Here is a 13,375-nt window from a genome sequence, read left to right as displayed (position 1 = left end):
TGTGTGTGCGATAGTATGGTGTTTGTGTATCTTTGTGTATTTTTTGTCACAACACGGCGCCCGCCGATGTCTACACTATCCTCTTCGTCGCCGGCGTCAGATGTGTATAGGGGACAGGCCGTCCAAACCGGCCCCGGAACCCGGGAGCAGGCGGCGGCGGGGGCAGCCGCTTGCTCTCGGGTTCAGGGGCCGGTTTGGACGGCCGGCCTTCGTCAAAACCCGCCGCGATCACCGTGACCCGGACCTCGTCGCCGAGCGCGTCGTCGATGACCGCGCCGAAGATGATGTTGGCGTCCGGGGCCGCCGCGTTCGACACCAGCTGCGCGGCCTCGTTGATCTCGAACAGCCCGAGGTCGGAGCCGCCGGAGATGGACAGCAGCACGCCGTGCGCGCCGTCGATGCTGGCCTCCAGCAGCGGGCTGGCGATCGCCATCTCGGCGGCGGCGACGCTGCGGTCGTCGCCACGCGCGGAGCCGATCCCCATCAGCGCCGAGCCCGCGCCGGACATGACCGACTTGACGTCGGCGAAGTCCAGGTTGATGAGGCCCGGGGTGGTGATGAGGTCGGTGATGCCCTGGACACCGGAAAGGAGCACCTGGTCGGCGGCCTTGAAGGCGTCCAGCACGCTGACCTGCCGGTCGGAGATCGACAGCAGCCGGTCGTTGGGGATGACGATGAGGGTGTCGACCTCGTCGCGCAGCGTCTCGATGCCGGCCTCGGCCTGCATCGCGCGGCGCTTGCCCTCGAAGCTGAACGGGCGGGTGACCACGCCTATCGTCAGCGCACCGAGCGAGCGGGCGATGTTGGCGACGACGGGCGCGCCGCCGGTACCGGTGCCGCCGCCCTCCCCGGCGGTGACGAAGACCATGTCGGCGCCCTTGAGGACCTCCTCGATCTCCTCCCGGTGGTCCTCGGCGGCCTTGCGGCCGACGTCGGGGTTGGCCCCGGCGCCGAGGCCGCGGGTGAGCTCGCGGCCCACGTCCAGTTTCACGTCGGCGTCACTCATCAGCAGCGCCTGGGCGTCCGTGTTGATCGCGATGAACTCGACGCCCTTGAGACCCTCTTCGATCATCCGGTTGACGGCGTTGACGCCGCCGCCGCCGATGCCGACGACCTTGATGACCGCGAGGTAGTTCTGCGGTGCTGCCACGACGAGGGGCCTTTCCGCTCTCTCCGACCGCCCTGCCCGGTCTGACCGACCGTGCCGCCGCGGTGTTCCCGACCTGTGCACTGAGGCGGGGCCAAAACCCTCACCCTCAACTTGAGGCTTACAGTTATGTCAACCTGAAGACTGATACGGACAGTAGGGCGGCCTTACCGCCAGGGTCAACTAACCTCCCCCGAACTCCACCGGCGTGTCGCGGCTGGCACAGGTTTGCCCTGGTTGGCGGCGGGCCCGTACCCGCTCCGCGGCTCGTGTGCACCGGTCTGTCCCTCCCTCGTCCGCGCCGGTCCGGCATGACCGTTCCAGCGTGCCCGATCGGACGGCCGGAATCGCCGCGACACACGCACCCGGCCCAGTTCATCCGGATCACTTCGTCTTGAGGACCTCGGGGGCGCTGATGTCCACGGTGCGGATGGCGCGGCCGGCCGCGGTGCGCCGCACGGCGTCCAGCAGCCTGATCTTCTCTCCTGCCCGTTCGGCGGCGCCCCACACCACCGTCTGCCCGTCCTTCATGTGCAGGGTGACCGCCTCCGGGCCGGTCGCCTCCACCTCGGCGACCCCGCCGCGCAGCCGATCCGGCAGGCCGGTCAGCACGGTGAGCGCCGCGCGGGTCGCCTTGTCGGACGGCCCCGGCGAGGCGGCCGTCAGCGCGGGGAGCCCGCGCGGACGGGACTCCCCGTCGGCCACGATGACGCCGTGCCGGTCCAGGAGGTGGTACTGCCCGTCGCGCGAGTAGACCGCGACCGGGACCCGCTCCCGCACGACGATCCGGACCGTCCCCGGCCAGTGCCGCTCGATCTTCACCGACTCGATCTCGCGGAGCCGCTCGACCCGCTCCCCGATCGCGCCGGTGCGCAGCCGCGCCATCGGCGTGCCGAGGTCGATCCCGGCGGCGGCGACGATCCGGTCGCGCGGCGCCAGGCTCGCGCCGGACACCTCGACGTGCCGCACCACCAGCAGCCGGGAGCCGAGCAGCACCCAGGTCACCAGGCCGAGCGCGCCCACGACCAGCAGGGTGACGAAGATCGCCTTCCACCGGTTCGGGCGGCCGCGGCCGCCGCCGGGCGGCTCCTCCGCCGGGGCGGCGCGCCGGCCCGTCTGCGCCTCGGTCATGACCCAAGCTTGACAGTTCTCTCCCCCGGCGCCGCCGACCGCGCGCGGTCGGCGTGTCCCGCACGCGCCGGTCCCTCACGCGCCCGCGAGCCGCTCCAGGACGAGCGGGCCGAGCTGCGTCACGTCCCCGGCGCCCAGCGTGATGACGACGTCGCCGGGCCGGGCGAGGGACGCCGCGATGGCGGGCACCTCGTCCCGGACGGGCGCGTAGACGGTCTCGGTGCCGGCCGGGACGGCGTCCGCGACGAGGGCGCCGGTCACGCCGGGCTCCGGGTCCTCGCGGGCGCCGTACACGTCCAGCACGACCGCGACGTCGGCGAGGCCGAGCGCCGCGCCGAACTCGGCGGCGAAGAACCGGGTGCGGCTGTACAGGTGCGGCTGGAACACCGCGATGATCCGCCCGTCCTGCCCCTGTTCGCCCAGGTAGTCGCGGGTGGCCTCCAGGTCGGCGGTCAGCTCGGTCGGGTGGTGGGCGTAGCTGTCGAACACCTCGGCGCCGCCCGCCGCGCCCTTGCGCTCCAGCCGCCGCATCGCGCCGCCGAACGCGGCGAGGCCCGCCCGCACCGGCGCGTCGTCCATGCCGAGCGCCTGCGCGACCGCGACGACGGCGGCGGCGTTGAGCGCGTTGTGCCGCCCGGGGACGGCGAGGACGACCTCGCCGGCGCCCTCGATCCCGAACCGGGAACCGAGGCCGCGCGGGGTGAACTCGGTCACCCGCAGGTCGGCGCCCTCCGCCTCCCCGTAGGTGCGGACGGTGAGCCCGCGCGCCCGCGCCAGATCGGCGAGCTCCATCGCGACCGGGTCGTCGGCGCCGGCGACGAGCGTCCCGCCCGGCTCGACGCGGTCGACGAACCGGGCGAAGTTCTCCTTCACCATCTCGAAGCCGCCGTAGTTGTCGAGGTGGTCGGCCTCGACGTTCGTGACGACCGCGATGTGCGGGGTGTACATGAGGAACGAGCCGTCGCTCTCGTCGGCCTCGGCGACGAACACGTCGCCGGTGCCCTCGTCGGCGCCGAGCCCCGTCGTGACGAGTTGCCCGCCGATGCAGTAGGACGGGTCGGCGCCCGCGTGCTGCAGCGCGACCGTCAGCATCGACGTGGTGGTGGTCTTGCCGTGCGTCCCGGCGACCGCGACGGCGCGCCGCCCCGCCATGAGCGAGGCGAGCGCCTCGGACCGGTGCAGCACGCGCAGCCCCCGCTCGCGGGCGGCGACCAGCTCGGGGTTGGCCTCCCGGATCGCGGTGGAGACCACCACCGTCTCGGCGTCGCCCAGGTGCGCGGCGTCGTGCCCGACGAACACCTCGGCGCCGAGGTCGCCGAGCTGGCCGAGCAGCTCGGAGTCGCGGGCGTCGCTGCCGGACACGGTCATCCCGCGGCGCAGCATGATGCGGGCGATGCCGGACATCCCGGCGCCGCCGATCGCGATGAAGTGGACCCTGCCGAGCTTCTCGGCGGGCACGACCTCCCCCGGGTCGATCAGGCTCATCGCGCGGCGCCCGCCTGGCGGACCACGTCGTACACCATCCGGGCGAGCGCGACGTCGGCGTCCCGGCGGCCCATCCGGCCGGCGGCCTCCGACATGTGCGCGACGCGGCCCGGGTCGGCCAGCACCGGCAGCAGGTTCCGGGCGATCCAGTCGGGCGACAGCTCGGCGTTGTCGACCAGCATGCCGCCGCCCGCCGCGACGATCGGCTCGGCGTTGAGGCGCTGCTCGCCGTTGCCGATCGGCAGCGGCACGTACACCGCGGGCAGCGCCACCGCCGCCAGCTCGGCGCAGGTCATCGCGCCCGCGCGGCACATGGCCATGTCGGCGGCGGCGTAGGCGAGGTCCATCCGGTCGCAGTAGGGGATGGTGACGTACTGCGGGCCGCCGGACGCGGGCTCGGGCTCCTCGGTGTTCTTCGGCCCGACGATGTGCAGCACCTGGATGCCCGCCTGCCGGAAGTAGGGCGCGGCGGCGACCGCGGCCTGGTTCAGCGAGCGGGCGCCCTGCGAGCCGCCGAAGATCAGCAGCGTGGGCAGGTCGGGCAGCAGCCCGAAGTAGGAGCGCGCCTTGTCGCCCATCGCGAGCCGGTCCAGGGTGGCGATCTCGCGGCGCAGCGGGATGCCGACGAACGTGGGGTTCGGCAGCGGCGAGTCGGCGTGCGAGACGGCGACGTGCTCGGTGAACCGGGCGCCGAGCTTGTTGGCGAGGCCGGGCTTGGGGTTGGCCTCGTGCACGATGATCGGCACCTTGCGCTTGCGGGCCGCGAGGTAGCCGGGGGTGGCGACGTAGCCGCCGAAGCCGACCAGGATGTCGGCCTGGGCCTGGTCGAGGACGTTCGCCGCCGCGTTGATCGCGCCGCGCAGCCGGCCGGGGACCGACAGCAGCTGCGGGGTCAGCGTGCGCGGCAGCGGGACCGGCGGGATCAGCGCGAGCTCGTAGCCCCGCTGCGGAACGAGACGGGTCTCCAGCCCCCGCTCCGTCCCGAGGCAGACGATCCCGGTGTTGGGGTCGTTGCGGCGCAGCGCGTCGGCGAGGGCCAGGGCGGGCTCGATGTGTCCGGCGGTGCCCCCGCCGGCCAGGACAACCCTCATGCTCGTTGACAACTCCTCAGCGTGGTCGAAAGGGGGGATTTCAACGCCGTGCCAGACCCAGCCAGCTTAGAGCCCTCACGACCGGTCCGGGGCCACGTGCGGAGAGTGCCTGCCGCGCGCCGGGCTCGCGTTTGGCGAAGGCGAGCAGCATCCCGAGCGCGAACAGGCTCGGGATGAGCGCCGAGCCTCCGTACGACACCAGCGGCAGCGGGATCCCCGTGATGGGTAGGACGGCGATGACGGCGCCGATGTTCACGACGGCCTGCACGACCAGCCAGGCGGTGGCGCCCGCGGCGGCGAGCCGGGTGAACGGGTCCTTCACCCGGCGCGCGATGCGCAGGCCGGCGTAGGCGAGCATGCCGAACAGGCCGAGGACGACGAGGGTTCCGACGAGCCCGAACTCCTCCCCCACGATCGCGAAGATGAAGTCGGTCTCGGCGTGCGGCAGGTAGTCCCACTTGGCGCGGCCCTCGCCGAGGCCGGTGCCGAACAGCCCGCCGGAGGCGACCGCGTACAGCCCCTGCGTGCCCTGGTAGTTGGTGGTCAGCTTGTTGCCGGACGGGTCGAGGAACCCGGTGAGGCGCTGCATCCGGTACGGCTCGACGACGATGAGGATCGACACGAGCAGGCTCACGAGCCCGGCGATGCCGACGAACAGCCGTCCGGGCGCGCCGACGACCCACAGCAGCGCCAGGAAGATGGTGAGGAGCACCAGCGTGGTGCCGAGGTCGCTGCCCAGCATGACCAGCAGGACGAGGAGCCCGGCGCCCGGCATCAGCGGGACGAGCAGCGGCCGCCACTCGGTGAGCTGGCCGAGCCGGTCCTTGCGGGCCAGCAGGTCGGCCCCCCACAGCACGAGGGCGAGCTTGGCGAGCTCGGACGGCTGGATCTGCACCGGCCCGAGGTCGACCCAGCGGGTGGCGCCGTTCGCGCTGCGGCCGAGCCCGGGGATCAGCACCATGGCGAGCGCGACCACCGCCAGCAGCAGCAGCGGGTAGGCGAGCGCGCGGAACGTCTTGACGGGCAGCCGGGACGCCACCCACATGGCGGGCAGCCCGATCGCCACCCACACCGCCTGCTTCTGGAACAGCGTGTACGCCGATCCGGTCGCCTGGAGCTGCTTCACGCTGGAGGCCGACAGCACCATCGTCAGCCCGAGCGCGAGCAGCAGCATCGAGCAGCCCAGCACCAGGTAGTAGGAGGTGAGGGGCCGGTCGAGCAGCCCGACGGCGGCGGCCACCTGCTCGCGTGGCCCCGGACGCCCGCCGCCCTCCTCCTCGGCCGCGGCGGTCACGGCTACGCGACGCCCCGCGCCAGGCGTTCCACGGCCGCGATGAACGCGTCCCCGCGGGCCGGGTAGTTGGCGAACATGTCGAAGGACGCCCCGACGGGCGCGAGGAGCACGGTGTCCCCGGGGCGGGCGAGGGCTGAGGCTTCGTTGACGACGCGTTCCATGGCCCCAGTGTCGGTGTCGGAGACGTCCACGACCGGGACATCCGGGGCGTGTCGCGCGAGTGCCTCCGCGATCCGGTGCCGGTCGCGTCCCATCAGCACGGCGCCGCGCAGCCGCCCGGCGCAGGAACGCACCAGGTCGTCGACGTCCAGGCCCTTGAGGAGGCCGCCGGCGATCCACACGACGCTCTCGTAGGCGGCGAGGGACGCGGCGGCCGCGTGCGGCTGGGTCGCCTTGGAGTCGTTGACGTAGGCGACGCCGGCGACGTCGGCGACGTGCTGGATGCGGTGCGGGTCGGGCACGAACGAGAGCAGGCCCTCCCGGACGGCCTCGGGCGGCACCCCGAACGCGCGGGCCAGCGCGGCGGCGGCCAGCGCGTTCGCGACGTTGTGCGGCGCGTAGGGCCGGACGTCGGCGAGCGCGGCCAGTTCCTCGGCCTGGCTGGCGGGATCGGAGGTGAACGCCCGATCGACCAAGAGGTCTTCGACGACGCCGAGTTCGCCGGGACGCGGCACCTGGAGCGTGAACCCGACCCGCCGTTCCACGCCCTCGGCGAGCGCCGTGGTCGTGTCGTCGTCGGCGTTGTAGACCGCGACCGAGCACCCCGCGTAGATCTTGCCCTTGGCGCCAACGTAGGCGTCCATGGAGCCGTGCCAGTCGAGATGGTCGGGGGCGACGTTCAGCACCACCGCCGCCTCCGGCGCGAGCGAACTCGACCAGTGCAGCTGGTAGCTGGACAGCTCCACCGCCAGCACGTCGTACGGCTCGGTCACCGCCTCGACGATGGGCGTCCCCACGTTCCCGACGGCGAGGGCCTTGTGGCCGGCGGCGGTGAGCATGCAGGCCAGCATCCGGACGACGGTCGTCTTCCCGTCCGTCCCCGTGATGGCCAGCCAAGGCGCCGCGCCCGGCCCACGAAGCCGCCAGGCGAGTTCGACCTCGCCGATGATCTCGATGTCCGCGGCGGCGGCCGCGGCGAGCAGTGGCACGTCCGGCCGCCACCCGGGCGAGGTCACGACGAGATCGGTGCCCTCCGGGAGGCTCTCGCCGTCGCCGAGGCGGACCGTGACCCCGCGGGCCTCCAGCTCGGCGGCGTGCGCGCGCTGCTCGTCGCCGTCGCGGGCGTCCACGACGGTGACGCGGGCGCCGCGCCCGGCGAGGACGCGGGCGGCGGCGCGGCCGGACACGCCGAGCCCCGCCACGCACACGGACAGGCCGTCCCAGGAGCGGTTCACTTCTTCGGCATCCATTCCAGGTAGAACAGGCCGATGCCGATCGCGGTGAACAGCGCGGACATCAGCCAGAAGCGCACGACGATCGTGGTCTCGGCCCAGCCGGACAGCTCGAAGTGGTGCTGCAGCGGGGCCATCTTGAACACGCGTTTCGGCTGCGGCATGAACTTCCCGGTCACCTTGAAGCTGCCCACCTGGATGATCACCGACAGGGTGATCATCACGATCAGGCCGCACAGGATGGCGAGCAGCAGCTGGGTGCGGGTGAGGATGGCGAGGCCGACCAGCACGCCGCCGAGGGCCAGCGAGCCGGTGTCGCCCATGAAGATCTTCGCGGGCGGGGCGTTCCACCACAGGAAGCCGAACACGCCGCCGAGCATGGCCGCGGCGACCACCGCGAGGTCGAGGGGGTCGCGGACGCTGTAGCAGTTGGGGGCGAGGGCGGCGGCGCAGCTGTTGCGCAGCTGCCAGTTCCCGATGATCACGTAGGCGGCCAGCACCATGCCGGCCGGGCCCGCGGCGAGGCCGTCCAGCCCGTCGGTGAGGTTCACGCCGTTGGACATCGCCGCGATGAGCAGCAGCGCCCAGATCACGAACAGGTACGGGCCGATCGAGGGGCCGAAGTCGCGCAGGAAGGACAGGTGGGGGTCGGCGGGGGTGATGTCGTAGCCGTTGGGGAAGTTCAGCGACGCGACCGCGAACACGACGCCGACCAGGATGATGCCGATCATCTTGGCGCCGCTGCGCAGGCCGAGGCTGCGCTGCTTGAACACCTTGATGTAGTCGTCCAGGAACCCGACGAGGCCGAGGCCCGTCATCAGGAACAGCACCAGGACGCCGGAGATCGTCGGCTCCTCGCCGGTGACCAGGTGCGCCGCCGCGTAGCCGACGAGCGCGCCCACGATGAAGACCGCGCCGCCCATCGTGGGGGTGCCGCGCTTCTTGAGGTGCGCCTCCGGGCCCTCGTCGCGGATCATCTGCCCGTAGCCGAGCCGGTTCACGATCCGGATCCACACCGGCGTGCCGACCATCACGAAGATCAGCGCGACCCCCGCGGCGATGATGATGTTGGTCATCGGGCCGCCTCCGCGAGGAGCGCCTCGGCCACCCGTTCCAGTCCCGCCACGCGAGAGCCCTTCACCAGTACGACGTCCCGCGGCGCCAGCCGCTCGCTGAGCGCGGTCACCGCCGCGCCGACGTCATCCACCTGCACGCACTCTCCCGTCCATGACGCCACCTGCCCGGCCCCTTCGGCCATCGCCGCCGCGTTCGCGCCGACGACGACGAGCCCGGCGATCCCGCTGCGCGCGACATGCTGCCCGATCTTGGCATGTTCCGCCACGGCGGAGTCGCCGAGTTCGGCCATCTCCCCCAGCACCGCGAAGGCGCGGCGGCCGCGCGCCATGTGCACGAGCACGTCGAGCGCGGCGCGGGTCGAGTCGGGGTTGGCGTTGTAGGCGTCGTTCACCACGGTCACCCCGTCGGCCCGCTCGGTGACCTCCATCCGCCACCGGCTGACCGGCACGGCCGCCGACAGTCCTTCGGCGATCGCGTCCGGGGCGAGCCCGGCCGCCCGCGCGGCGGCGGCCGCGGCGAGCGCGTTCGGGACGGCGTGCGCCCCGTGCAGGCGCAGCGCGACCGGCGCCGTGCCCTCGGGGGTGACGAGGGTGAACCGGGCCCGGCCCTGCTCGTCGAGCGTCTCGTCCACGGCCCGGACCGCCGCGTCGGGGCCGCGGCCGAACGTGACGACCTCGCCCTCGGTGCGGGACGCCATCGCGGCGACGAGCGGGTCGTCGGCGTTGAGGACGGCGGTCCCGCCCGGCGGCACCGCCTCCACGATCTCGCCCTTGGCGCGGGCGATGTTCTCCCGGCTGCCGAACTCCCCGACGTGCGCGGTGCCGACGTTCAGCACCACCCCGACGTCGGGCCGCGCGATCCCGGTCAGGTAGGCGATGTGGCCGATCCCCCGCGCGCCCATCTCCAGGACGAGGTGGCGGGTCGCGGCGTCGGCGCGCAGCACGGTGAGCGGCAGCCCGATCTCGTTGTTGAACGAGCCCGGCGGGTGCACGGTCGGCCCGGCGCGGCCCACCAGCTGCGCGATGAGGTCTTTGGTGGACGTCTTGCCCGCCGAGCCGGTCACCGCGAAGACGGTCGCGTCCGGCAGCCGGTCGAGCAGCCCCCGGGCCAGCCGCCCGAGCGCCTCCTGGACGTCTGGCACGACGACGCACGGCCCCTCGGCGGGACGCTGCGCGAGCACCGCGGCGGCCCCGGCGGCCAGCGCCCCGGCCGCGAAGTCGTGCCCGTCCGCGCGCTCGCCCTTGAGGGCCGCGAACAGCGCCCCGGGCTCGACGGCGCGCGAGTCGATGACGACGGGACCGCTCACCACGGCGTCCGGGGGCCCGTGCACGGTGCCTCCCGTGATCTCCGCGATCGTCGCCAGCGGAAGTGGGATCACGCCTGCGCCCCGTCCCCTCTAGTCCCTTGTGCCCGGCGGCGGAGCGCCGCGCGGACGACCTCGCGGTCGTCGAACGGATGCACCTCGCCCGCCACGTTCTGCCCCTGCTCGTGGCCCTTGCCCGCGACGACGAGGACGTCGCCGCGGCCGGCCCGGCCGACGGCCAGCTCGATCGCGGCGGCGCGGTCGGGCTCCACGACGATGTGCGCCCGCTCGGGCTGCGGCACCTTGAGCCCGCCCTCGACCATAGCGGCGAGGATCCCGAGCGGATCTTCCGACCTCGGGTTGTCGTTGGTGAAGTACGCGGTGTCGGCCAGCCGCGCGGCGGCCTCCCCCATCAGCGGCCGCTTGCCGCGGTCGCGGTCGCCGCCGCAGCCGAGCACCAGCGTGAGCCGCCCCTCGGTGACGGGCCGCAGCGCGGTCAGCACGGCCTCGACCGCGCCCGGCTTGTGCGAGTAGTCGACGAGGGTGACGAAGTCCTGGCCCTCGTCGACGCGCTCCAGCCGGCCCGGGACGCCGGGCAGCGACGCGACCCCGCGCACGGCGGCCTGCAGCGGGATGCCCGCCTCGACCAGCGCGACGACCGCGGCGAGCGCGTTGGCGACGTTGAACGGCCCGGCGAGCCGGACCTCCGCGTCCGCCTCGATCCCGCCCGGCCCGACGACGCGGAACACGCTGCCGTCGGCGCCGACGCGCACGTCCTCGGCCCGCCAGTCGGCCGCCGGGTCCCCGGACGCCGAGAACGTCGTCGTCGGCACGGTGGCGATCTCCAGCAGCTCCCGGCCGTAGTGGTCGTCCAGGTTCACCACGCCGACGCCGGAGTACTCCGGCGTGAACAGGCGCGCCTTCGCGAGGAAGTAGTCCTGCATGGTCGGGTGGTAGTCGAGGTGGTCCTGGGAGAGGTTGGTGAACACCGCGACCTCGTAGCGGGCGCCGCCGACGCGGCCCTGCACGAGCGCGTGGCTGGACACCTCCATCGCGGCGGCGCCGACGCCGCGCTCGCGCATCATCGCCAGCAGCGCGTGCAGGTCGGTCGCCTCCGGGGTGGTGAGCGCGCTCGGCACCCGCTCGCCGCCGACCCGGATCTCGACGCCGCCGACCAGGCCCGTCTCGATCCCGGCCGCGCGCAGCCCCGCGTCGATCAGGAACACGGTGGTGGTCTTGCCGCTGGTGCCGGTGACGCCGATCAGCGTGATGTCGCGTCCCGGCTCGCCGTACACCCAGGACGCGGCGTCGCCGAGCCGCGCCCGGACGTCCGGCACCACGAGGACCGGCAGGCCCGTCGCCGCAGCCCGGTCGTACCCGTCGGGGTCGGTGAGGATCGCCGCCGCGCCCGCGTCGGCGGCCTGGCCGGAGAACTGGGCGCCGTGCGCGCACGCGCCGGGCAGCGCCGCGTAGATGTCGCCGGACCGCACCGCGCGCGAGTCGTGGGTGATGCCCGTGGCCGGCGAACCGTCCCTGCCGTTCCACTCGATCCCGAAAAGCTCCGCGAGCCCGCTCAGCGGACGGGCCTGGTTGGTGGTCGGACGCATGGCTGTTCTTTCGGTACGGGCGGAACGGGACTGGTGGGACAGGGGTGGTGGACTCACAGGCGAGGAGGGTACTCGCTGCGGTCAGTCTCGGGCGTGGATCTGGATGATCGGCGGCCTGCTCCCCGTCGGCGGGATCTTCTCGGACTGCAGGGCGAAGCTCATCACGTCCTTGAAGACCGGCGCGGCCACATCGCCACCATAGTGGCTGCCCCGCTTGGGTTTCTGCAGGACGACCTGCACGACCAGCCGCGGATCGTCCGCCGGGGCGAACCCCGCGAACGACGCGGTATAGCCGCCGCCGTCGTAGCAGCCGCAGCGCGGGTTGACGATCTCGGCGGTGCCGGTCTTGCCCGCCACGCGGTACCTCTTGATCTGGGCCTTGGGGGCGGTGCCCTCGTCGGTGGTGACGCCCTCCAGCATGTCGCTGATCTGCCGCGCGACCTTCGCGCTGACGACCTGCTTGCGCTTCGGCGCCGGCGACGGCGTGAACGCGTCGTCCTCGCCGACCGTCCCCGCGACCAGGGTCGGGGCGACGCGGACGCCGTCGTTGGCGATCGTCGCGTACACGCTCGCCATCTGCACCGCGTTCACCGACACCGTCTGCCCGAACGCGATCGGGTAGCGGTCGGTGCCCGACCACTTGTCCGGCGGCTTGAGCAGGCCGGGCGTCTCACCGGGCAGCGGCAGGCCGGTCTTCTGCCCGAACCCGAAGTCGCGCAGCGTCTGGTAGAGCTGCTGCTCGCTGATGCTCTCGCTGGCCATGATGGTGCCGACGTTGCTGGACTTGGCCAGCACCCCGGCGAACGTGAGCCGCTCCGGCTTGTGCGGGTGCGAGTCATGGAACACGACGTCGTACTTCTTTATCTTGTCGGGGACGGTGTAGGGGGTCTTCGGGGTGACGCCGCCGTGCTCCATGACGGCGGCGGCCGTGACGACCTTCCCGGTGCTGCCCGGCTCGTAGGCGTCCTGGACGAGAGGGCTGCCCCAGCGGGACCGGTCGGACTCGGTGTAGTGGTTCGGGTCGAACCCGGGCGCCGACGCCATCGCGAGCAGCTTCCCGCTGCGCGGGTCCATCACGATCACGCTGCCGCTCTCCGCCTTCGTCGCCCTGACCTGCTTCTCGATGGCCTCCTGCGCCTTGAACTGCAGGTCGCGCTGGAGCGTGAGCCGGACGCCGCGGCCGGGCACGGAGGGGCGCTTCTGGTCCTCGCCCATGGGGATGTGCTGGCCCTCCAGGCTGATCTCCACCCGCTGCCAGCCCTCGCGCCCGGCGAGCACGCCGTCCAGCGAGCTCTCCAGGCCCGCGGCCCCGTGTCCGGTGTCGTTCACGAAACCTATGACGCTCGCCGCCAGCGAATCGTTGGGGTACTCGCGGCGGTATTCCGGCAGCGTCCTGATGCCGGGCAGGTTCCAGGACGTGATGAGCCGGGCCTGGTCGGGCCGCACCCCGTGCGCGAGGTACACGAACCGCGTGTCCTCCTTGCTGATCTGCTTCATCAGCGTCGCCGGGTTCAGGCCGAGCGTGGGGGCGAGCGCGTTCACGACCGCCTGCCGCCGCCCGGGCTCGATCAGCGACGGGTCGGCGGTGATCGCGCGCGCCTCCACCGTCATGGCGAAGGGATGGCCCTGGGCGTCGGTGATGTCGCCGCGGACGGCGGGCAGCTTGATCTCGGCCATCCGCTGCCGCATCGCCTCCTCGGTGTACTTGCCGGACTCGATCGTCTGCAGCTGGACGAGCCGCCCGGCGAACAGCGACAGCACGAACGCGACGGCGAGCAGGCCCACGTTGAGGCGCTTCATCGGGTCGCGCCGGTTGAAGGGCACGCGGCTGCGCGGCCCCCGGCCGGGT

At 73.1% G+C, this 13,375-nt stretch carries 9 protein-coding genes and 1 pseudogene; all 10 read right to left on the bottom strand.

Annotated elements, in window-relative coordinates:
- Window positions 1-208: 208 nt before the first annotated feature.
- Window positions 209-1,150 (bottom strand): annotated as a pseudogene (gene ftsZ / locus HUX53_RS22500) (cell division protein FtsZ); the annotation flags it as partial.
- Between the two features lie 381 nt (window positions 1,151-1,531).
- Complete coding sequence (locus HUX53_RS22495) at window positions 1,532-2,278, bottom strand: cell division protein FtsQ/DivIB (protein WP_217919755.1); 747 nt, start codon at window positions 2,276-2,278, stop codon at window positions 1,532-1,534.
- Between the two features lie 75 nt (window positions 2,279-2,353).
- Window positions 2,354-3,763 carry a UDP-N-acetylmuramate--L-alanine ligase gene (gene murC, locus HUX53_RS22490; protein ID WP_176405200.1) on the bottom strand — a complete coding sequence of 470 codons (1,410 nt, stop codon included), beginning with the start codon at window positions 3,761-3,763 and terminating at the stop codon, window positions 2,354-2,356.
- Window positions 3,760-4,854 (bottom strand): undecaprenyldiphospho-muramoylpentapeptide beta-N-acetylglucosaminyltransferase, encoded by a 1,095-nt coding sequence (gene murG, locus HUX53_RS22485; RefSeq protein ID WP_176405199.1) that lies wholly within the window; start codon window positions 4,852-4,854, stop codon window positions 3,760-3,762. The genes murC and murG overlap by 4 nt, the downstream gene beginning before the upstream one ends.
- A gap of 40 nt (window positions 4,855-4,894) precedes the next feature.
- On the bottom strand, window positions 4,895-6,094 hold the full coding sequence (ftsW, locus tag HUX53_RS22480) for a putative lipid II flippase FtsW (protein WP_309237369.1): 1,200 nt from the start codon (window positions 6,092-6,094) through the stop codon (window positions 4,895-4,897).
- A gap of 56 nt (window positions 6,095-6,150) precedes the next feature.
- On the bottom strand, window positions 6,151-7,557 hold the full coding sequence (gene murD / locus HUX53_RS22475; protein ID WP_176405197.1) for a UDP-N-acetylmuramoyl-L-alanine--D-glutamate ligase: 1,407 nt from the start codon (window positions 7,555-7,557) through the stop codon (window positions 6,151-6,153).
- Window positions 7,539-8,615 carry a phospho-N-acetylmuramoyl-pentapeptide-transferase gene (gene mraY / locus HUX53_RS22470; protein ID WP_176405196.1) on the bottom strand — a complete coding sequence of 359 codons (1,077 nt, stop codon included), beginning with the start codon at window positions 8,613-8,615 and terminating at the stop codon, window positions 7,539-7,541. The genes murD and mraY overlap by 19 nt, the downstream gene beginning before the upstream one ends.
- On the bottom strand, window positions 8,612-9,994 hold the full coding sequence (gene murF / locus HUX53_RS22465) for a UDP-N-acetylmuramoyl-tripeptide--D-alanyl-D-alanine ligase (protein ID WP_176405195.1): 1,383 nt from the start codon (window positions 9,992-9,994) through the stop codon (window positions 8,612-8,614). The genes mraY and murF overlap by 4 nt, the downstream gene beginning before the upstream one ends.
- The gene (locus HUX53_RS22460; RefSeq protein ID WP_176405194.1) at window positions 9,991-11,526 is read right to left on the bottom strand and encodes a UDP-N-acetylmuramoyl-L-alanyl-D-glutamate--2,6-diaminopimelate ligase; all 1,536 of its coding nucleotides are present in this window, start codon (window positions 11,524-11,526) and stop codon (window positions 9,991-9,993) included. Before HUX53_RS22460 ends, murF begins: the two co-directional genes overlap by 4 nt.
- An 81-nt stretch (window positions 11,527-11,607) precedes the next feature.
- Entirely contained in the window at window positions 11,608-13,350 is a 1,743-nt protein-coding gene (locus HUX53_RS22455) for a penicillin-binding protein 2 (protein WP_309237368.1), read from the bottom strand.
- Between the last annotated feature and the right edge of the window lie 25 nt (window positions 13,351-13,375).

Source organism: Actinomadura sp. BRA 177, assembly GCF_013372625.1.
In the GTDB taxonomy this organism is placed as follows: Bacteria; Actinomycetota; Actinomycetes; order Streptosporangiales; family Streptosporangiaceae; genus Spirillospora.
The sequence above is the reverse complement of the archived record's forward strand: the minus strand, read 5'-3'. Positions and strand labels throughout refer to the sequence as shown.